Origin of the sequence: Paenibacillus sp. YYML68 (assembly GCF_027923405.1) — a bacterium.
GTDB lineage: Bacteria > Bacillota > Bacilli > Paenibacillales > NBRC-103111 > Paenibacillus_G.
This window is the reverse complement of sequence record NZ_BQYI01000001.1, coordinates 121,535-142,990: the sequence shown is the minus strand read 5'-3', so window position 1 is coordinate 142,990 and position 21,456 is coordinate 121,535. Positions and strand designations below refer to the sequence as shown.

The 21,456-nt window shown below is 47.4% G+C and carries 22 protein-coding genes; all 22 read left to right on the top strand.

From position 1 onward, the window contains the following. Window positions 1-77 precede the first annotated feature (77 nt). Entirely contained in the window at window positions 78-1,232 is a 1,155-nt protein-coding gene (locus tag PAE68_RS00635; protein WP_281883073.1) for a sensor histidine kinase, read from the top strand. A gap of 5 nt (window positions 1,233-1,237) precedes the next feature. After that, the gene (locus tag PAE68_RS00630; RefSeq protein ID WP_281883071.1) at window positions 1,238-1,963 is read left to right on the top strand and encodes a response regulator; all 726 of its coding nucleotides are present in this window, start codon (window positions 1,238-1,240) and stop codon (window positions 1,961-1,963) included. A 122-nt stretch (window positions 1,964-2,085) separates the two neighbouring features. After that, window positions 2,086-2,481, top strand: coding sequence for a glycosyltransferase family protein (locus PAE68_RS00625; RefSeq protein WP_281883069.1), 396 nt, complete (start codon window positions 2,086-2,088; stop codon window positions 2,479-2,481). Window positions 2,482-2,507: 26 nt separating this feature from the next. After that, window positions 2,508-4,457, top strand: a complete 1,950-nt coding sequence (locus PAE68_RS00620) for an ATP-dependent helicase ComFA (RefSeq protein WP_281883067.1) — start codon at window positions 2,508-2,510, stop codon at window positions 4,455-4,457. 34 nt (window positions 4,458-4,491) lie between these two features. After that, window positions 4,492-5,283: a ComF family protein gene (locus tag PAE68_RS00615; RefSeq protein ID WP_281883065.1), complete on the top strand. Its 792-nt coding sequence runs from the start codon at window positions 4,492-4,494 to the stop codon at window positions 5,281-5,283. A 156-nt stretch (window positions 5,284-5,439) separates the two neighbouring features. Then, window positions 5,440-5,850, top strand: coding sequence for a TIGR03826 family flagellar region protein (locus tag PAE68_RS00610; protein ID WP_281883063.1), 411 nt, complete (start codon window positions 5,440-5,442; stop codon window positions 5,848-5,850). A 114-nt stretch (window positions 5,851-5,964) separates the two neighbouring features. Next, window positions 5,965-6,222 (top strand): flagellar biosynthesis anti-sigma factor FlgM, encoded by a 258-nt coding sequence (locus tag PAE68_RS00605; RefSeq protein ID WP_281883061.1) that lies wholly within the window; start codon window positions 5,965-5,967, stop codon window positions 6,220-6,222. Between the two features lie 20 nt (window positions 6,223-6,242). Continuing rightward, the gene (locus PAE68_RS00600) at window positions 6,243-6,743 is read left to right on the top strand and encodes a flagellar protein FlgN (RefSeq protein ID WP_281883059.1); all 501 of its coding nucleotides are present in this window, start codon (window positions 6,243-6,245) and stop codon (window positions 6,741-6,743) included. Window positions 6,744-6,779: 36 nt separating this feature from the next. Next, complete coding sequence (flgK, locus tag PAE68_RS00595; RefSeq protein WP_281890828.1) at window positions 6,780-8,459, top strand: flagellar hook-associated protein FlgK; 1,680 nt, start codon at window positions 6,780-6,782, stop codon at window positions 8,457-8,459. 18 nt (window positions 8,460-8,477) lie between these two features. Then, on the top strand, window positions 8,478-9,773 hold the full coding sequence (gene flgL, locus PAE68_RS00590; RefSeq protein WP_281883057.1) for a flagellar hook-associated protein FlgL: 1,296 nt from the start codon (window positions 8,478-8,480) through the stop codon (window positions 9,771-9,773). 39 nt (window positions 9,774-9,812) lie between these two features. After that, complete coding sequence (locus PAE68_RS00585; protein WP_281883055.1) at window positions 9,813-10,379, top strand: DUF6470 family protein; 567 nt, start codon at window positions 9,813-9,815, stop codon at window positions 10,377-10,379. 98 nt (window positions 10,380-10,477) lie between these two features. Then, window positions 10,478-10,939, top strand: a complete 462-nt coding sequence (gene fliW / locus PAE68_RS00580; protein WP_281883053.1) for a flagellar assembly protein FliW — start codon at window positions 10,478-10,480, stop codon at window positions 10,937-10,939. Then, a complete protein-coding gene (gene csrA / locus PAE68_RS00575) occupies window positions 10,933-11,166 on the top strand; it encodes a carbon storage regulator CsrA (protein ID WP_281883051.1) in 234 nt (77 codons plus the stop codon). Before fliW ends, csrA begins: the two co-directional genes overlap by 7 nt. 209 nt (window positions 11,167-11,375) lie before the next feature. Continuing rightward, window positions 11,376-13,283: a flagellin N-terminal helical domain-containing protein gene (locus tag PAE68_RS00570; RefSeq protein WP_281883049.1), complete on the top strand. Its 1,908-nt coding sequence runs from the start codon at window positions 11,376-11,378 to the stop codon at window positions 13,281-13,283. Window positions 13,284-13,524: 241 nt separating this feature from the next. Next, window positions 13,525-14,607, top strand: a complete 1,083-nt coding sequence (locus tag PAE68_RS00565) for a DUF2920 family protein (protein ID WP_281883046.1) — start codon at window positions 13,525-13,527, stop codon at window positions 14,605-14,607. A gap of 105 nt (window positions 14,608-14,712) precedes the next feature. Continuing rightward, entirely contained in the window at window positions 14,713-15,321 is a 609-nt protein-coding gene (locus tag PAE68_RS00560; RefSeq protein ID WP_281883044.1) for a DUF8042 domain-containing protein, read from the top strand. Then, window positions 15,311-17,188 (top strand): motility associated factor glycosyltransferase family protein, encoded by a 1,878-nt coding sequence (locus tag PAE68_RS00555; RefSeq protein WP_281883043.1) that lies wholly within the window; start codon window positions 15,311-15,313, stop codon window positions 17,186-17,188. Before PAE68_RS00560 ends, PAE68_RS00555 begins: the two co-directional genes overlap by 11 nt. 40 nt (window positions 17,189-17,228) lie before the next feature. Then, window positions 17,229-17,864, top strand: a complete 636-nt coding sequence (locus PAE68_RS00550) for a pseudaminic acid biosynthesis-associated methylase (protein ID WP_281883041.1) — start codon at window positions 17,229-17,231, stop codon at window positions 17,862-17,864. Between the two features lie 34 nt (window positions 17,865-17,898). Beyond that, window positions 17,899-18,912: a UDP-N-acetylglucosamine 4,6-dehydratase family protein gene (locus PAE68_RS00545; protein WP_281883039.1), complete on the top strand. Its 1,014-nt coding sequence runs from the start codon at window positions 17,899-17,901 to the stop codon at window positions 18,910-18,912. 16 nt (window positions 18,913-18,928) lie between these two features. Next, window positions 18,929-19,663, top strand: coding sequence for a cytidylyltransferase domain-containing protein (locus tag PAE68_RS00540; RefSeq protein ID WP_281883037.1), 735 nt, complete (start codon window positions 18,929-18,931; stop codon window positions 19,661-19,663). 27 nt (window positions 19,664-19,690) lie between these two features. Then, a complete protein-coding gene (locus PAE68_RS00535; protein ID WP_281883034.1) occupies window positions 19,691-20,842 on the top strand; it encodes an N-acetyl sugar amidotransferase in 1,152 nt (383 codons plus the stop codon). Continuing rightward, window positions 20,839-21,450, top strand: coding sequence for an imidazole glycerol phosphate synthase subunit HisH (hisH, locus tag PAE68_RS00530; protein ID WP_281883031.1), 612 nt, complete (start codon window positions 20,839-20,841; stop codon window positions 21,448-21,450). Before PAE68_RS00535 ends, hisH begins: the two co-directional genes overlap by 4 nt. The last annotated feature ends 6 nt before the right edge of the window (window positions 21,451-21,456 follow it).

Below are 21,456 nucleotides of genomic sequence, written 5' to 3'. Positions count from 1 at the left end.
TGCTCTCACATTATTGCGAAATTATGATACTATATTGCTAGTAATCAATAGAAAAATGGCGAAGGAGCATTGTCCGGATGCAAGTCGACGTCTTTGACCGAGTCATCAAAAATGCCATTGATGTTATGGAGAACAGCAAATACCAAGTATTCGAAATATGTGAGAGCATTCGGGCTGAACGCGAGGCATTGAACAACGAGCTGCAGCTCGTGATGGAAGAGACGAAGACGATGATCGACACCGTCGACAAGTTCGAGGTTGAATACCGCCGCTCCCGCGTCAGATTGACGGAGGTCAGTCGCGATTTTAAACGATTCAAGGAAGAAGATATTCGCACAGCCTACGAAGCGGCTACCCAGCTTCAGGCCCAATTAGCTATATATAGGGAGAAAGAACTACATCTTAAGCACCGCCGCGACGATCTGCAGAAGCGTATCAAGAATGTCGATCGTCAGCTCGAGCGTGCCGAGGTGCTCATGTCGCAGTTCAATGTCATACTGGACTTCCTGTCAGGCGATCTGAACCAGGTGACGCGCTTGCTCGAATCGGCCAAGAACCGTCAGCTGATGGGGCTGAAGATCATATTGGCCCAGGAGGAGGAGCGCAAGCGCATTGCCCGGGAAATTCATGACGGCCTTGCACAGAACATGGCCAACATGGTGCTGCGAACCGAGATTGCCGAGCGCATGCTGAATAAGGAGGCGTATGCTTCCGTCAAGGATGAGCTGATCGATCTGAAGGCGAGCGTGAGAGGCGGCATTGAGGAGGTTCGCAAAATTATTTTTAACCTTCGGCCAATGGCGCTGGATGATCTCGGACTTGTACCGACGCTGCGTAAGTTCGTACAGGACTTCGAGGAGAAGGCGAAGATCAGCACGAAATTCGACGTCGTCGGCAAGGAGCTGCGTCTTCCGTCCGGTATGGAGGTAGCGGTGTACCGGCTTGTGCAGGAGTCGTTCTCCAATGTCGTCAAGCATGCACAGGCTTCCCACGTTACGCTCGAGCTTACGTTCCAGAAGGCGATGATTAAGCTGGCTATAACCGATAATGGTGTCGGCTTCGCCATGGACAGTATAGATAAGCGAATTACGAGCGGCAACCACTACGGTCTGATGGGCATGCGCGAGCGCGTGGAGCTGCTGGAGGGCCGAATGGACATTCAGTCCGAGGTGGGAGCAGGAACGAAAATTTCGATGGTCATCCCGATCAAGTCAGATTCCAAGGAGGAATAAGGGATATGGATATTATGGGCACGGTGAAGCGCCCGATCAAGCTGGTGCTCGCAGACGATCACCAGCTGTTCCGCGAAGGGGTCAAACGTATTCTCAATATGGAGAATGATCTGGAGGTCGTTGGCGAGTGCGGCGACGGCATTCAGGTGCTGGAGCTATGCAATACGCTGCATCCGGATATTGTGCTGATGGACATTAACATGCCGATTGAGAACGGCGTTGTGGCGACAGAGAAGCTGAAGCAGATTTTTCCCGATATTAAGGTCATTATTCTGTCCATTCACGATGATGAGAGCTATGTGTTCGAGACGCTGCGCAAAGGAGCCTCTGGCTACTTGCTGAAGGACATGGAAGCCGAGTCGCTGATCAACGCGATCCGCTCGGTCGTCGCAGGTCACGCCTATATTCATCCGAAGGTGACAGGCAAGCTGATCAATCAGCTGCGACGTATGACGTACCTCGATGAGCAAGGCGTAGCGGGCACGGAGAGCGTGAGCAAGGAAGCTGGCGTGAAGTACGTGCATATGGACAACAGTCCGCTCACGCGCCGGGAGGCGGAAGTGCTGCGTCTCATGGCGGAGGGCAAGAGCAACAAGATGATCGGCGAGTTCCTATTTATTAGTGAGAAAACGGTTAAAAACCACGTCAGCAGCATTCTTCAGAAGATGGAAGTGGACGATCGTACACAGGCGGTCATTATTGCGATTAAGAACGGCTGGGTGACGCTCTAGCTAGGGCGAGCCTACCCGAAAGTCAGGCGCTTCCCTGGACGCTCGTTACAGCTCTTGTCCAATGACATATGACACCAAACCTTGGTATAACGCATATATTGCTCCTAAGGGAGGGAGCCACTATGATGTTAGGCTTGGTTTGGATCATTGGCTGCTACGTGGCCGGAATGTCGATTATTCACACGCTGCATTGGCGATGGAAGCGCCGCGGACGCTCGGGACTGACGCATTACGTCGTTCGCACACGCAATAACGGACAGCATGTGGAGTGGTTTCTGCGCTCGCTTCACTTCTTCTCCAGCTTGAAGGGCAAGCCGATCACGGTGACGCTGGCGGATGAAGGCTCCACGGATGACACCCTTCTTATTGCCGAGAGATTAAGACAGGAATACCAACTGACGATTCATAAGGATGCTGAAGATACGTCACTATGGCTGAGTGAGCACGAGGATGAGCAGATTGTGCTGGTTCAGCTTAACCAGCAAGAGCTTTTGGGAACCGCTTACAAGCTGATGTGATGAAGATATGGAGACAAGGGAGTACTATGAGAGCGTTCATATATAGAATGGAGAGCTCAGCCAGTCCACAGTGGCAGCTGTCTATCGACATGAGGGCTGTTCGGGATCATGGGGTTCGGGTACACCGGGGAATGTTCATTCTGCGTGTACTGGAACCGTCTTTGTCCTTCGGACAAGCCTACAGGCTGGTGGAGACGCTGAATCGCAGCAGCCGAGCTGAGACAGAGAGTGGTGGCGGGCAAGCACAGGCGGAAGCGCAGCTGAGAAGGGCGATAGCGGACAGTGGTGTGAACGCTGTGATTGGCGGCGAGTGGAGGCTGTGGGAGTGGCGTCGATCTCAAGACGAGATCGCAGCCGCGTCAGCATCAGAGCTGGATCGTACTGGCGCTGGGCATAAGGCGAGTGAAGCTACGGTTCTGGAGCTGCTGAGAAGCAGCTGTGCGGGAAGAATGCTGCTGCTGGACGAGCTGCAGGGGCTGCTTCGAGACTTCGCAAGCGATGTGTTGCCCGAGCAGCTGACTTACTGGGTGCAGCGGGCTTGGCTGCTTGGCATCGTGCAGCTACAGCCGGGGCTGGCTGGGCGGGCGGTACGTGCTCGAGGCTGGCTGCAGCGAATATGGCCGACTGGCATCGGTCGTGAGCTGCAATGCGACAGGTGCGGGACGACGGGGAAGCAGGAGCGGGCTGGGGAGACTGCTGCCACGACGAATACAGGTATAGCTGCAGGCCGACTCGTGTGGTCAAGCTGTCCGCATTGCGGAGAGGCTTGTGCTTATTGCGAGTCATGCATCGGCATGGGGCGCATACGATCTTGCACACCTGTTGTATATGGAGGGAAGACGCTGCCATTGCCGCAAGGCGAGGCATCAACGAAGACGATTGAGGAGCGGCTGTCCGGCTGGGGCTTGAGCGAGATTCAGGCTGTCGCTTCGGGTGAGGCACTGCAGTTCTTGAAAGCAAGAAAGTCCCTTACAAGTGCAATAGAGGAATGCGGACGCTTCTTAATCTGGGCGGTGACCGGCGCAGGGAAGACGGAGATGATCTTCCCCTTAATCGATTATGCGGTGGAGGAGGGTGGTCGGGTCGCGGTCGTCACGCCGCGTAAGGACGTCGTGCTGGAGCTGAAGCCGCGCCTGAAGAAAGCATTCCCGCACCTCTCGGTCGTGACGCTGTATGGTGGCAGCGAGGAGCGCTGGGAGGTCGGTCAGGTGACGCTAGCGACGACGCATCAGATGCTCCGCTTCCGCCATGCGTTCGACCTCGTCATCGTGGACGAGATTGATGCGTTCCCGTATCACAACAACCCGCTGCTGCTGCATGCGGTGAAGCATGCGTGCGCATCGGCGGGGGCTTTCATTCTACTGTCCGCGACGCCTCCGGATGCGCTGCAGCGCGAGGTGAAGAGCGGCCGACTGCCGCATGCGCGGGTACCAGCGCGATATCATCGCCATCCGCTGCCTGAGCCGAAGCTGCTTCGCTGTCCGCCGCTGCGGCGATTGCTGCAGCAGGGCCATGTGCCGCGAGAGCTGGAGGCTGCGATGAAGCGCTCGATCGACCGGGGCGCACAATTGTTCGTATTCGTGCCGAACATCGTAATCGTGGAGCCCTTCGTTGCATTGCTACGAAGGGTGATGCCGGGGGTGCGTATAGAAGGCACCTCCTCGAAGGATGCGGAGCGGGGAGAGAAGGTGGTCGCCTTCCGTGCGAAGGAGATTCGGCTGCTCGTCACGACGACGATTCTGGAGCGGGGTGTGACGATTCCGAAGTCGGATGTGTTCATTCTGGAGGCGGGCTCCTCGATGTTCGATGCGGCCGCACTTGTACAGATGGCAGGTCGGGCGGGGCGGTCCGGAGACGATCCGAACGGATACGTGTTTTTTGCAGCAGAGGAGAAGACGTTCTCCCAAGGAGAGGCAATCCGCCAAATTCGGACGATGAATCAGCTGGCGAGAAGGAAGGGGTACTTGCGTTCTTAATTGCGAATGGCGTTCGAGAGGAGGGGTTCACGTTATGGGATTATATTGGCTGGAGGCTGCTAGAGGCCGTCTGGGACAGCTAATTCATCAGGTTGAACGATGGCTCGCCCCGGTACAGCAATGCTGTCTCGTATGCGGGAAGGCGCGTAACGGTTCTGTTCGGGCGAACCGGCTTCCGCTGTGTAGTAGCTGCTATGAAGCGATACCATGGATTCACCAGGTGCAGTGTCTGCGATGCGGTCGAGGTGAGGTGTGTCCGGATTGCAGGAGAGAGCGGGAGACGTTCTTCAGCCAGAGCCGCAGCGCTGTCCGTTATGATGAACGAATGAAGGAATGGCTCGCCTTGTACAAGTACCGCGGTATGGAGACGCTGGCTGAGGTGCTCGGACCGATGCTGATGCATGCGTACCATCTGCACCGGACGCAGCCGATGGCTAGTGAGCAAGGGGTGGCACAGGAGTTCATCACATACGTCCCGCTGAGCAGCATCCGTTATGGCGAGCGCGGCTTCAATCAGGCGGAGCAGATGGCTGTCGTGCTGGGGCGGCTCACCCGAGTGCCCGTCGTGCCTCTGCTTGTGCGCACAAGGCATACGGAGAAGCAGAGCTTCAAGGGGCGTTACGAACGAATGGCCGATATGAGAGGGATCTTCGCCGTTGACATGCGCGGAGTTGAGCAGATACGCCGTCTACTTAAGCAGCCGGACCCCATCCGGGTGTATGTCATCGACGATGTGTATACGACCGGCAGTACGCTCAATGAGTGTGCGAATGTATTGCGAGCGCTGCCGGGGGTGGAGGTGAGAGGGATTACGTGGGCGAGGTAGGGGAGGGGGAACCATATCTCATAAGCATAACGAAGTAAGGAAATAATAGTAACAGTTCTTGCGGACTCATGCTAAAGGGAGTAGGCGAATGAGTAAAAGTAATGTAAAATATACGTATAAACAAGCTTAGGCAATCAGACGAAGGGGGCGGCTGTAATGAGTCTGAACGTTGCGAACTGTCATCGCTGCGGCAAAGTATTTATGAAAAATTCGTACGGAGTGTGTCCAAACTGCGTAAAAGATATTGAACGGATGTACCAGAAGTGTCTGGATTACTTGCGGGAGCATCGCCAATGTACGCTTCAGGAGCTGAGCGATGAGACCGAGGTGCCGGTTAGCCAAATTACGAAGTTCATTCGTGAAGGACGCATATCGATCAAGCACAATCCGAATATGTCCTTAAGCTGTGAGGTGTGCGGTGAGTCTACGCGTGAAGGAACGATCTGTGAAGCATGCCGAACCCGACTGGCGAAGGACGTCAATAATTTGCAGGAGGACGAGCAGAAGAGGCGTGCCGCCGAGGCGTCCAAGTCTTCTCCGACCTTCAAAATTAAGGATGGTAAGTAAGGCGGGTCCATTGGCATTATAATTACATATAAACTTTTGAATCGACCTCACCGATAAAAGTAGTAAAGCTTTTATGGCGGGGTTTTATTATTTGGCTTAAAAGAGGTGGAGTATATGAAGATCAACGGTCCAAATCGAGTAGGAGCCGTCCAATCCTATAAGAAGGTTCAAGACACGCATCAGCACAATGTGAACGGTAAGAAGTCCAAGAAGGATGAGCTTGTGATCTCCAGTGAGGCGAAGGAATTGCTCGAGACACAAGGTAAAACAGCGACTGATAAGATCGAAACGTTGAAGAAGTCCGTTGCGGACGGTACATACCACGTCGAGACGAGGGCGCTGGTGGAGAAGCTGCTTCCTTTCTTGAAATAAGAACCTAGGGGTGAGGGGTCGTGTCTTTTCACGCTTTGCTGCAGGTGATGTCCGAACTGAATGAAGCGCATCTAGTATTGATGGAGTTGGCCGAGCGGAAGAAAGATGTGCTGGTGCATAATCAGGTCGACCAGCTCACTCAAATTGTCAATAAAGAAAACAAGCAGATCAAGCTGATTGGGGAATTGGACCAGCGCAGAATCCAAGTCATCGGTGATTTCTTGATGGAGAAGGGGTATAAGCCTAATCCGCGTGTGACGATCAGTGATTTGCGTAAAATTATATTCGACGTCGAGGAGAAAAGGCAGCTGATGGATGCGCAGAAGCAGCTGCTCGACACGATTCATCGCCTCCGAAGAGTGAATACGCTGAACCAGCAGCTCATTGAACAATCGATTGCTTTCGTGGACTACTCGATTGACTTGATGGTGGGGCCTGCTGAGGAGGATGTTACGTACCATAGCCCCCAGCAACAGCCGATTTCGGGCAAGAGGCCTGGTATTTTTGATGCGAAGGCGTGAACTGCTGCTTACTATATTCGAATAGAGGGATGAATGATGCGATCAAGCTTCGGAGGTATTGAGCTGGCTAAGCGTGCGCTCTTCGCACAGCAGACGGCCTTACAGACGACGGGACACAATATTGCGAATGCGAATACAAAAGGCTATACACGACAAGTGGTCAACTTGGTGGCGAGCAGACCGATTGAAGTGCCCGGCTTGATGCGCAGTGACATCCCGGGTCAGCTCGGACAAGGTGTAGAGTTCGACGCGATCAAGCGGGTGCGGGAAGGCTTCCTCGACCACCAGTTCTATAACGAGAACAAGGAGCTGGGGAGCTGGACGATTCGTAAGGATGTGCTGGAGAAGCTGGAGGCGATCACGAACGAGCCGTCTGATACGGGAATTCGTCAGGTGATCGAGAAGTTCTGGAGTGCGTGGCAAGTATTCAGCCGCGAGCCGGAGAATACGACGGCGCGGGCGGCGCTGAAGGAAAGTGCGCTGGCGATGACCGATTCCTTCAATCATACGGCGTCGCAGTTGAACGATCTGCACAAGGACATTACGGAAAACATCAAGGTCAAGGTACGCGAAGCGAATACGATTATTACGCAGGTGGCGAAGCTGAATCGCGAAATATTCCGTGTCGAGGGACTCGGGAACAGTGCGAATGACTTGCGCGACCAGCGCGATCTGCTGGTGGACCAGTTGTCAGGCATCGCCAATGTTACGATAGATAATACGAGCAATGGTTACAACATTCGTATGGGCAATGTGGAGCTCGTCAACGGTGTCAATGTGGTGAATACGTTCGCAGAGACGCCACTGCCGAATCCGGACGGAACGGTGACTCCTCCTGCTACGGGGATTACGTTCGATGATGCGTACAAGAGTGGCAGCTTGAACAGTGGTGAAGTGTTCGGGATGATCGAATCCCGTGATACGTACTTGGCCAGCTACACGTTCCAGCTGAATGCGATGGTCAAGTCGCTCGTCGAAGGCAATGTGGAGATTACGCTGCCGAAGGGCTCGGTGCTGCCTCCGAAGCTGCCTGCGGGCACGATCATGGGAGGCACCACTTATACCGGTGAAGAGGTACTGACCGATGAGCAGCGTGTGCTGACTGCCGATACGGTGATTACAGTCAAAGGCCTGAATGGCTTGCATGGGCTTGGCTACAGTCTCGACAGCCCGCCGCAATCGGGCATTCCTTTCTTCGCGATCAAGACAGGGGCAGAAGGTGGCTACAGCGCGGCGAATATTACGGTGAATCCGGAGATTACGAAGAGTGTCTCGAAGATCGTAGCGTCCGCGCGTATACTGACCGATGCCAACGGCAAGATTGTTCGGAATGCCGAAGGGCATGAGGTGCTGGTCAAGGGTAACAATGACATCGCCCTGCTCGCAGCTGGTTTCCGGAACGCTCGCTTTAACTTTGACCCGACGGCAACAGGCACTCCGATCTTGACTAATGGTACGTTCGATGAGTTCTTCCGGGCGATGGTCGGTCAGCTTGGCGTTCAGTCGCAAGAGGCGAAGCGTCAGGCTGCTAACCAGAAGGTGCTCGTCGATCAGGTAGAGGGTCGCAGGCAGTCGGTCAGCGGTGTGTCGAACGATGAAGAGATGGCGAACATGATCAAGTATCAGCATGCTTATAACGCCGCGGCGCGGGCCATGACCACATATGACGAGATGCTGGACAAAGTCATTAATGGTATGGGTCAAGTCGGCAGATAATACAGGGGGTAATCTCCAATGATGGGTCGAGTTACGCAAGGGATGATGAATACCCAGCTACTGCGCAATCTGAACAATAACTTATCGAAGATGAGTCATTATCAGGATCAGGTCGCTACGGGCCGTAAGCTGAATAAGCCGTCTGACGATCCGGTAGGACTGAGCTTCGCGATGCGCTACCGCTCAGACATTACGGCGAATGAGCAGTATCAAGAGAATATATCGACCGCGATCTCATGGCTGGAGTTCACGGATACATTAATGGAGCAGGCAGGATCGGCCTTCCATCGTATTCGTGAGCTGACTGTACAAGGGGCGAACGGCAGTAATCCGAAGGGCGCTCTCGATGCGATCAAGTCGGAGATTCTGGAGTTGTCTGACCAACTGGTGACGATCGGCAACAGTCAGTTCAACGGGAAGTACGTGTACAACGGACAGATCACTGACGTGCCACCGTACAAGAAGGGGATCAGCGAAGTTCCGCTTGCGATCAGTGTCGGAGGAACGGTTGATGTCAATGCAGCCGATGTGACAGCGAACAACAATCAACTGAGGCTGATCATTAACCGCGGCCAAGAGGTAACCGTGACGTTGCCGCCTAAAGACTACGCCGCTGAAGGCGGGGCTGCAGCGTTCGCGACAGACTTGCAGGATGCGATTCATGCAGCTGTGGGGGGGACGAACAAGGTAACGGTCACGGCTGATGCAGAGAACAAGCTGGTCATTCGGTCTACAGACGGCAGTCCGAATGCCGGTATTCAAATCACCGGAGGCAGCTTGGCTGTGAACTGGATGAGTGAGTCGCGCGACCTGAAGGACTTGGTCAAAGTAGATAATCCGGCTTCGAATGTGAAGCTGTATCATATTGAGGCGCAGCACTCGACGACAGACCATGGTGACATTTACTTCGAGATCGCAACGGGCGTGCGGATGCCGGTGAACATCACGGGTGATAAAGTGTTTGGTCATCCGAGTGACGGCGATAACGTGTTCAACGTATTGAGCCAGATCATTAATGCGCTGGACAAGCAGGATACGGGTCAAGTATCGGAGCTACTCGGTAAGTTGGATTCGCGAATGAACACGTTCCTTGAGGTACGTGCGGATCTCGGGGCGAAGCTGAATCGTATTCAGCTGTCCGAGGAGCGACTGAAGGATATTGATCTGAACTTGAAGGAGCTGCAGAATCAGACGGAATATGCGGATGTTGCCGAGCTGATCACGACGCTCAAGACGTACGAGAGTGTGTACCAGGCTTCGCTGTCGGTCGGGGCCAAGATTATATCGCCAAGTCTTGTCGATTTTCTACGTTAAAATGGCTTGAGCCTAAGTTAAGGTGGTGACCGTTCCCTCATGAACATTCCGCAAATTCAAATTAGGCAGACGTATGCTCAAATTCACATTGACGGAGACTTAGGGAAATGGGACATCAGGCAGCCTAGGCCTGATGTCAACCTCACCACCAAGCCAGCGAAGCTGGACATTAGGAGTCCTCTGGGTGAGCAGACAATCGACCAGAGCCAGGCGTGGGAAGCGCTTGGTAAGGGCGACATCTTTCAATTTACTGAGAGAGTAGCGAGCGAAGCTAAGCAGCTGGCGCTTCAGGGCATCGGCAAGCGGGTTGAGGCAGGCAATCAGATGGCTGCTATTCATCAGGGTGGCAATGCGATTGCCGAGCTGGCGTTCTCAAGCGTCTTCGAGGATTTCAAATTCAACTATGAGGGTCCCTTCGGGACGCATAATTATCAGATTCAATATACCCCGAAGAAGCCTGAGGTGAAGTATGAGCCTGGCGACGTTCAAGTGCAGGTTCAGGTGAATGCCCCGCAGATCAGCTACACGCCGGGGAAGCTGGAGATTTACTTGAAGCAGAGGAACTCGATAGAGATTATTCCGCCGCAGGTGGATGTGAGGGTGTAGGTATAGTTTTATCGCATAGTTATAGCTCGTGCAATGGGGTTCTCATGGCAGGGGCGTTTTTTGTTGTATAAGGACCATATAAGGAGTGAGGGAAAGAGATGCAGTTAACGACCTTGCGCTTCGGTGACATTGAGATTGAAGAGGATAAGCTGATTGAGTTCCCGACGGGAATGCCTGGCTTTGAGCATTTAACGAAGTTCGCTTTACTGACTCCAGACCTGAGTGTACCGTTTTCGTTTATGCAGTCTACGGAGGATGGGGACATTTCGTTTATTATTGCGGACCCGTTCGTTTACTTTTCGGAGTACGATTTTGAAGTGTCTGAGACTGTGCAGAAGGAGCTTGGGATCTCAGGTGAGTCGGATGTGATGGTGTTCAGTATCGTATCGATTAGCGATGAGGATGAGTTTAGTCTGAACTTGCTGGCTCCGGTAATTGTGAACACTGCCCTTAAGCGAGGCAAGCAGGTGATCCTGCACCAGAGCGCCTATAAGACGAAGCACGCTATACAGCTTCAGATGGAAGCAGACTCTACAGAAAAGAGTGATGCCTCATGCTAGTGCTGTCTCGTAAGAAGAGTGAGGTTATCATCGTCGGGGGCAATATCGAGATTACGGTTCTTGGCGTTGAGGGTGATACAGTAAAGCTTGGAATCAGCGCACCGAAGGATATTGAGGTGTATCGGAAGGAAGTATTCCTGTCGATCCAGCAATCGAATAAGGAAGCGTCGAAGAATACGTTGAAGCTCAGTCAAATTCGCGAGAAATTAAGTAAAAACAAGAAATAGTGCGATACTCGAAGAAAGGTTCCTGCTCTGTTGCGGGAACCTCTTTTTTTGTTTAATTTTTCTTCAAAATAACAAAAAAAAGAGCTTATGTTTTCTCTCGTAATATACGATATATATTATAGAAGCTGTTGCTAGGGCGGCCGACCTCGCAACAACTTAAGACCAACCACATGGATGTGGGTACTTACAATTCAAGGAGGAAGAATACAATGAGAATTAATCAGAACATTGCGGCACTGAACACGTACCGCCAGCTTTCCGCTAACAACGTTTCGACTGGTAAGTCCCTAGAGAAGCTCTCTTCCGGTCTTCGCATCAACCGCGCAGGCGACGATGCTGCAGGTCTTGCAATCTCCGAGAAGATGAGAGCACAGGTTCGCGGTTTGGACCAGGCTTCCCGTAACTCCCAGGATGCAATCTCCCTGATCCAGACAGCTGAAGGTGCGTTGAACGAGACTCAGTCCATTCTTCAGCGTATGCGTGAGCTTGCTGTTCAGGCGTCCAACGATACGAACGTAGCGGTTGACCGTGGTGAGATCCAGAAGGAGATCAACCAGCTGACTTCCGAGATCAACCGTATCGGTAATACGACGGAGTTCAACACCATGAAGTTGTTGAATGGTACTAAGGTAAACGGATTGTCGACATCATTAACAAGCGCTAATTTTACTGCTGGTACTGGAACGGCGAATATAGCACTTAGTACTGCTAGTGCCGCTGATCGTATGGACCTGTTGAACACCACTGGCGCTTCGGGTACACACACAGTTACAGTAACTGAGAACGCTGCTGCGGTATCTGGTACTTTCACTGCAACGCAATCGGCTTTCTCGGGTACTTTAGCAAACAATCTCTCATTCTCTGGGAATTCAATTGCTGTTGGTGCTGGCGCTAGTGGTCTTTCCGTAAGTTTCGCAATGAGTGGCTCTGGTAGTAACGAGCTAGTGTTTAGGGTTTACTCGGGAAGTGGTGCGGACGGCGTTTTGGTTTCGGAAGATGTTATAACTATTGGTCAAGAGTACAACAATCATGGTTTCAATTTTAAAGTAACGAACCTGTCCGGTACAGGTACAGAAGCGTTTGCTGTTACTAGCTCGCCAGGCAGTGTAGGGACACAAAGAGTTGGGCATAGCAATAACAGCACGTCGTTGAGCGGAGCTGTAGATATCTATAATAACGTAAAAGGTAACAGCTGGACAGTCTTTGTGAGTGGTGGTAACGTTATGATCACAAACTCAGGATCTACAGGTGCTACCGAGAGAATTATGGATGTAATGTATTCTGGTTTAACTATTTCAGGTGGCATTACATTAAACTATAACAATCACGGCCTTGACTTTACTGGCGTAGAGTTTGCAGCAGGTAGTGGATATGCCTTTACTTCTGGTGCAGGTGGAGATACAATCACGCTTAATATTTCAGGTGCAGGTAGCACGCTGACGACAATGCCATCCGCATACACGGTAACTCTCACCAATGCTTCCGGTTATACTGACACGACAACTGTAGCCGGCAATGCTACAGCCATTACTGGTCTGGCAAGCGGATTATCAATCGCTCTTGTGCAAGGTAGCGGACAAAACACGTTAAAAGCTGGAACATTTACGTTTGAGTTGTCTGGTGTTTTAACTACTTCGGGTTCTGATGATTCATTATCGTTCCAGATCGGCGCGAATCAAAATCAAGCAATGTCTTTGAGTATCGGTGATATGCGTTCAAAGGCTCTAGGAATTAGTTCTGCAACTGCGGGCGGCAGCTTCGGTACAAGTGGAGCTAACGTAACGGATGGTACGAACTCTACCAACGTTGAGTTTAGCTTGGATGTATCCACAGCATCGAAGGCATCAGACGCGATCACAGTAATTAATAGTGCAATAGAGTCTGTATCCTCCGAACGCTCTAAGCTTGGTGCGGTACAAAATCGACTTGAACACACTATTAATAACCTTGGAACTTCTTCTGAGAACTTGTCTGCTGCTGAGTCTCGTATTAGAGATGTTGATATGGCTCGTCAGATGATGGAGTTCACGAAGAACAATATTCTTACTCAAGCTGCTCAATCCATGTTGGCGCAAGCGAACCAACAACCACAGGGAGTTCTTCAGTTACTTCGTTAATTTTTAGTTGGTTTTTAATGGTGGCTATCGTTTGATAGTCACCTTTTTTGATGTCTGCATAATGCTGTGATGTAATACAACTCTGATAAATAACTCAATAAAAACTTATAATAACTATATCCGTTGCAATTGGACAAACGAGCTGAAAAAGCCGGTACTCGAAAAATTTTACGAAAGAAAGTAATGACATGAGATGATATAAGTCTATTAGATTAATAATTAATTAACTGGAGGGTTTTATATGGCTACATCATACAATATTGATGTATCAGCGCACCCAAGCATTTATGGGGAAATTAAAGAACGTAAAATGCCTATTATGTTTAGTACGCCAGAGTCAGGTGTTAATGATAATACGGGTTTATTGTTGCTGCTACCTCCTATTGGGTTGAGTTGTAGTTCAGAAGAGACTAAATCTCTGTGTGAACAGATGGCTGATGAACATAATATAGTAACGGTTTTGTGTCAACGTTATTTCGGGCAGGAGTTTTTTTCCGACACTGTGAGTCCGAGGTTTGAGTTTGATTTAAACGCATTAAAGCGTCTACTGACAGAAGAAGAGTTTAACTATGTGTTTGTAGATGGTAGGGTTGATATGAATAAATTTTTAGATATAGCAAGTCATCACTCAGTGAATCTTATGGGTTATGAACAATTAAACGAGACTCCTGAAAACTTTAATGATATGAGTCTTATGCAAGCATTAGATAACATAACGGCACTTCTTGTTACAATAGAGTTATTGAAGGACAACGGTTTGGTTTTTAATACTTCAAAAATTATTGCGTATGGTGAGGGGCACGGTGCTTATTTGGCGTATTTGTGTAATGCACTTGCACCGAGATTATTTGGACAAATTATAGATAAAGGTGGGTGGATTATACCTCCTTATGTTTCTGAGAACCGCTTTATATCCTATAAAAAAAACAGTTTGACGATTACTGTAATTTTTGATTACTTAATAAAACGTATTGATGTAGATATGGAAGTAATCAATTTAATACAACTGTACAGGAAAGTTCCCAACTTTGCACAAATTGTATCTTTCAATAATAACAACATTCCCGCTGCACAGACTCAAGTAAAAAAGAACTTTTGTGAGTCTTTAAGAACTTGTCTATATAACGAGATTAACTTCGATTTCAATGACGAAGATTTCTTTCGTTTTTTTGATTACGTCATGAAAAATCTTTCTCTTGCTAAGGGGAATCAAAACGCAAAGATACTTTTGCCTAACCAAATTATTGAAACTAAATTATTTAAGTACTGTATAGATTATTCAAATAAATTACCTGTGCTAATTAGAACTAAAAATAAGGCTTAGAAGCTATATACTACCTTGAAATTGTTCTAAATATACTATTCATCTGTCTTGGTATTATACCGATAAATATATCATATCTGAGCATATGTACTGGAGGTGTCAAGTGTGCAAATTCAAATTGCCAATAGTGTTTGGGATTGTGGGGATAGTACAAGTAAATTAATTGAAGTTCTCAGCTCAATTGAGTTTTTTCTTCAAGAAAACGAACTGTATGTCTCACACTTACTCGTAGAAGAAGATGAAGTTTTTGAAAATTACAAAGAATACCTTATAAATCATGAGTCCAATATTCAGACTGTAACTATCGTAGTTGTTACTTTAGCTGAGTTAATTAATCAATTGGTAATATCGACTAGCAGCTATCTTGACCGAGTTTTACCAGAGGTACAACTATTATCCAATCAATTTTACCAAGGTGCAAGTAGCGAAACGTGGAGTAAATTTGCTCAATTAATAGATGGATTGCAATGGATCTCTCAAATGCTCTTTTCAATTGATCAAATAAACCACGGACTGAAAGGGTTAACTTTTGTTACAAAGGAAAGACCAGAATTCGAAACGTTAATTAGGAATATGCAAGATGCAGTAGTGAATACAGATACAATTTTATTGGGGGATGTTCTGCAATTTGAAATAATACCAATGCTAACAACCATTCACGAGGGTTTTAAACTTATTATGGAGCAGAAGGTTGTGAGTACACATGTTAATTGAGAATGTTAGTCTCATCTCTCGAAAATACCCCGAACTATGGAAGTCATTAAAAATATTTGAATCTGTTTTCGAGTCTGGAAGTACTGTAGTTGAGGTGGCTAAAAATAATCACCCTACTTTAAAGTACGAATCAAATTCTAAAAAACTTTATATTCACAGTAAATATGATCCTGTTATGGAAGCGGAAAGTTTTGTTAAGCAGTTTGACGATATTCACTCATATAAACATATATTCTTTTATGGCCTTGGTATGGGGTATCACATAAATGCTTTTCTTAAGTATTATCCAGATATGAAATTTACAATATATGAACCCAGTCCAGAGATATTTTATAGGTTTCTTGAAACGAGACTACTATCTGACTTACCATTAAAAGAATTACAACATTTATATATTGAATGGGATAAAGAAGTTGTTACATTTTGTCTCAACCATTTCTTACAAAATGTCAACGAGAAAACAATGTTAATTATGCATCCTGTATACGAGCGGATAAACATCGATAAAGTTCAAGATTTTAAAGAACGATTTAAGAAAGCTGTTACTGATCAAATGAACTCTATTGGGGTAAATGCTCGCTTTGAAAGGCTTTGGACGATGAATTGTTTGAGTAATTTTCCTGTCGTTATAGAGACGCCACATATTATTCGTGAAAAGCGTCAAGAACTCGAGGATATGCCGGTTTTGCTTGTGGCTGCGGGTCCATCACTAGTGGATGAGTTGGAAAATATAAAATATATTAAAAATAATGGCTTGGCATATATCTTTTCGGTTGGTTCGGCGATTAAAGCACTTTTGAACTATGGGATTGAGCCAGATGCAGTCTTTGCATATGATCCTGAAACAGGATTAGAAGGGTTAGATACTTTCGGAGGTATCGTTGAAAATAAAATTAGCACCATTCCATTAATTTTCGGTAGTACTGTTGGGGCTAACACAGTAAAGCGATATACAGGGCCGATGATGCATGCGTTCATCACACAAGATACAGTGTCATCCTACTATTTAGGTGAGCATCAAGTCAAAGAGCTTAATGGACTTATCTCGGATGCACCATCAATTGCACTAGTTGCGCTAGAAATTGTTGCTAAACTAGGATGTAGCCCGATAATACTTGTCGGACAAAACCTTGCGTTTAGAAATAATCAATATTATGCCAGTGGTATAGAGTATGCAAGCAGACCAAACGAATTATCAGAGCTGGAAAAGAAAAATTTGATTACGGTCAAGAGTGTGGATGGTGACGAAGTCTACACCTCAGCTTCACATAATGTAACTAGAGTTACGATGGAAAATTACATTAAGCAAATAAACAGTGTGATCATCAATACTACTAAAGGTGGAGCGAGTATTGAAGGGGCGAAATATTCAACCTTAGAGAATGTAATAGCAGATAAGCTCACAAGCAAAGTAGTTCGAGCTGACTGGTTTGTGAGTGGAAAGACAAACTACAACCTAAGTGATATTGGTAGTAAAATTAATTTCATGGAAAAAGAACATCAGTCATTAAACAAAACAATAGATGATGTTGTTCAGGTTATGAGGACCATGGATAAGCTCACAAAGTCTAAAAATATAAAAGGTTTAGAAAAACAGTATCCCGTCTTTGATAAGCTGTTCAAGAAACTTCAAAAAAACTTATTTTTCGTTGTATATATCCATCCGATGGTGAGGTTACAACAACAAATATTGCATCGATTTATTGCTGACATAAGAAATACAGATGATCCCTATCTTAAAGCAAAAAAGTTAATTGACAACTTCGGTAAGTTTATTTTTGAATGTAAAGTAGAAATGGAGTTAATTGTTCCAGAGGTTATAAAAATGCACAGTCATCTCTCGAACTTATATTTAAGAAAGAACTAAGTTGCAAAATATCTTAAAAGAAACATATAAGGAGTGCGCGATGAAAACAAACCAGATGGACTTTTGGAACGGTCAGTTCGGCAGTGAGTACACAGATCGTAATACGTATTCCTATGAGGAGCTGGACGGCTTCTATAAGGCGCAATTCGGTGTTACGCGTACCGAGATGAATCAAGAGTTCTTAGGAGGACTTAGTCTCGCGACAACACTTGAGGCAGGCTGTAACGTAGGTAATCAATTGAGATGCCTGCAAGCTATGGGGTTCAACGGATTGTATGGTATCGAGCTTCAACAATATGCGGTTGAGAAGTCGAAGCAACTATCCCGAGGGATTAACATCATCCAGGGCTCGTTGTTCGATATACCGTTCAAGGACTCATATTTTGATATGGTCTTCACAAGCGGTGTGCTGATTCACATCTCTCCTGATGATATTTATAAGGCTATTGATGAGATGTACCGTGTGTCTAACCGCTATATCTGGGGCTTTGAATATTATGCAGAAGCAGGGTATCAAGAGGTTCAATACCGCGGTAATGAGGACAAGCTGTGGAAGACAAATTTTATGCAGCTTTTCTTAGATCGATATCCTAATTTGCAGGTCGTGAAGGAGAAGATATATAAGTACGTACAGAGTGACCTCGTTGATCAGATGTACCTGCTAGAGAAGAAGTAAACTTCATAACGATTTACGGCTTGGAGGGGTCACGATGTCGAGTATGTATCGCGGCAAAAAAATATTGCTAATCGGTGGAACAGGAACAATTGGTCAGTATTTATTGAAGCATTTACTCGAATACGAACCGGCGGTTATACGAATATTTAGCCGAGATGAGCATAAGCAGTTCGAGATGCAACAACAGTGGGGAGCAAACGCGAATATACGCTATCTCATCGGTGATATTCGTGATTCACAGCGAGTTGTTCGTGCTATGGAGGGCATTGATTACGTGTTCCACGCCGCGGCAATGAAGCATGTACCTTCCTGTGAATATAACCCGTTCGAAGCGGTACAGACGAATGTCATTGGGACGCAAAACGTCATTCAGGCTGCTATTGAGACAGGTGTAAAAAAAGTGCTATTCACCAGTACCGATAAAGCGATCTCACCTACCAACGCTTACGGGGCTACTAAGCTCACGGCGGAAAGGTTAATTTCCGCGGCCGAGTACCAAAAAGGTCCTAAGGCAACCGTATTTTCCTCAGTTCGCTTCGGTAACGTCATGGGATCAAGGGGCTCCGTCATACCGCTATTTAAAAAACAGATTTTGGAGAACAATAGTATTACCGTAACGGATATCAATATGATCCGTTATATGATGACACCTTCACAAGCGATTTCACTCATGCTCAAAGCCAATGAGATTGCCTGCGGTGGTGAGGTCTTCGTCCTGAAGATGCCTATTGTTCGTTTGTCCGATCTTGCAGAGGTTATGATTGAAGAAGTAGGAAAACGCTATAACATACGTGAAGATCGCATTCAAGTGAATAATATCGGACTTAGACCGGGTGAAAAGATGTATGAGGAATTAATGACAGACGACGAGTACAGGTATTCACTTGAGACGGATGAGATGTATATTATTCCTTCTTACTTTGCGGAAGAGCAGGTGGAATATCCGTTCGCACGTAAGACGGAGAAGCTCGAGAACCGGTTATTATATGAACCGCCGATTCATAAAGAAACGTTGCGTGACTGGCTTCTGACTGAACAACTATTATAGGGTTAACGGAGCTGCTATGAAAACCACTGTAATTATTCAAGCGAGAATGGGTTCTTCCCGACTGCCCGGCAAGGTTCTCATGAACTTAGTGGATAAGCCGATTCTGGCTCATGTCATTAATCGATGTAAGGCGATTCCGCTCGTAGATGATATCGTCGTTGCGACAACGACGGACCCAGCTGATGAAGTAATCGCTGACCTTGTGCGTTCAGAGTCTGTTGCTGTGCACCGAGGGAGTGAATCCCATGTGCTTAGCAGATACTATGAGGCAGCGATTGCTAATCAATCTGATGTCGTTGTTCGTGTAACTTCGGACTGTCCATTGCTAGACCCTCAGGTCTCTAACGACGTGATTCGAATGTTCAAGGAAGCATCTTCGGCTCAATATTGCAGTAATACATTGACACGAACTTTTCCTCAAGGCTTGGATACCGAGGTGTTTAGCTTCGATGCATTGGAGCAGGCCTATAGGAATGCTGATCAGGCTTATGAGCAGGAGCACGTAACGCCGTATATATATCAGCATGATGACCAATTCAGGCTTCTACAGTACACTCATCTCAAGGACTATTCCCATTATCGATGGACGGTTGATACTGCAGAAGATTATCAGCTCGTTGATCAGATCTATAGGGAACTGTATCGTCCTGGCGACATATTCTCTTGGCAAGAAACTATTAAGCTATGTGAGAGTCATCCCGAATTAGTGAATATGAATGCCCATATTGTTCAGAAGAAGCTCGGTGAATAGGTCTAGTGAAGGGGGAGGAATACACGTATGATTAAATACTGTACAAAGTGTGTAATGCCAGATACGAAGCCTGACCTGCACTTGGATGAGCATGGTGTTTGTAATGCGTGCAGAAGCTTCGAAGGACGGAAAGAGGTTGACTGGTCCAAGAGAAAACAAGAATTGCTTGAGATCGTTGATCGCTATAAATCTAAAGACGGAAGCAACTGGGACTGTATTGTTCCTGTTAGTGGTGGCAAGGACAGTACGTATCAAGTTATTCGGATGCTTCAGCTTGGCTTAAATCCATTATGTGTTACCTCGACTACGTGTCATCTATCTGATATTGGTCGACATAACATTGAGAACATTAAGAACATGGGTGTTGACTATGTGGAGTTCTCACCTAATCCTGTCGTTCGTAGAAAGATGAATCGAATTGGATTAACGCAGGTTGGGGACATATCTTGGCCAGAGCATGTAGGTATTTTCACTATTCCGGTTAAAGCAGCTGTTCAGTACAAGGTGCCGTTGATCGTGTGGGGTGAGAACTCTCAGAATGAATATGGCGGCCCAGCGGCGGCGGCGGAGAACAATATCCTAACCAGAAGATGGCTTGAGGAATTTGGTGGGTTACTAGGGCTTCGCGTCTCCGACTTAGTTGGTATGGATGGTATTCAAACTAAGGATCTTATCGCTTATACGTATCCAACTGATGAGGAGCTTCGAGAGGTTGGAGTTACAGGGATCTTCCTAGGTCATTACATTCCGTGGGATGGTTACTCCAATGCTCTATTGTCTCAGGCACACGGATTTGTGACGACTAAGCATACTGTTGAAGGTTCTATTGTTAATTATGAGAATTTAGATAACTATCAGACAGGGATTCACGATTACTTTAAATATTTAAAGTTCGGTTTCGGTCGTGCTACAGATATCGCATGTTTACATGTTCGTCGCGGGAGAATTACTAGAGATGACGCCATAGAACTTGTCCGAAAGCATGATGGAAAATTCCCTTGGACATATCTGGGCAAGCCGCTGGAAGAAATATTGGCACCGCTAGATATGACGGTAGATGAGTTTATCAAGGTCTGTGATCGTTTCACGAATAAGAAAATATTCGAGAAGGACGCTCGTGGAAATCTGCTGAAGGACAAGCACGGTAATCTGACTAAAGTAAGGTATGATAACGAATGAGTGTTGTGATCATTGATTACGGTATGGGGAACCTGGGGTCTGTAGCTAGAGCTTTAGAGGAGTGCGGCGCTGATGTAGTCATCTCGGATCGTCCTGAGGACCTTCATAGCGCTTCTCACATCATATTGCCTGGTGTAGGGGCTTTTACCGAGGGGATGTCTAATATCTATTCAGGCGGCTGGGTGCCTGCTATTGAAATTGCAGTCAAGCAAGACAATATTCCCGTATTAGGCATTTGCCTTGGTATGCAGCTTCTAGCTGATGTTGGCTATGAAGGTGGAGAAACGAAAGGCTTAGGCTTGGTGAAGGGCCAGGTTCGATTATTGACATCAACAAGTCAGGAGAGAATACCGCATGTAGGGTGGAACGAGATCAGCAAGAGAACAGACAGCCCGTTGTTTGCATCCATTCCTGACCGTTCCGACTTCTATTTCGTGCATAGCTATCATTTCGAGGTGAATGATCAGAGTCAAGTTGAAACCGTAACCCCATACTGTGGGAGCTTTGTATCTTCGGTTAGAGCGGGGAACGTGTATGGCGTTCAGTTTCATCCTGAGAAAAGCCAGCGTTCGGGCTTCCAGCTCCTCAGAAATTTTCTTAGTCTCTAACGAAGG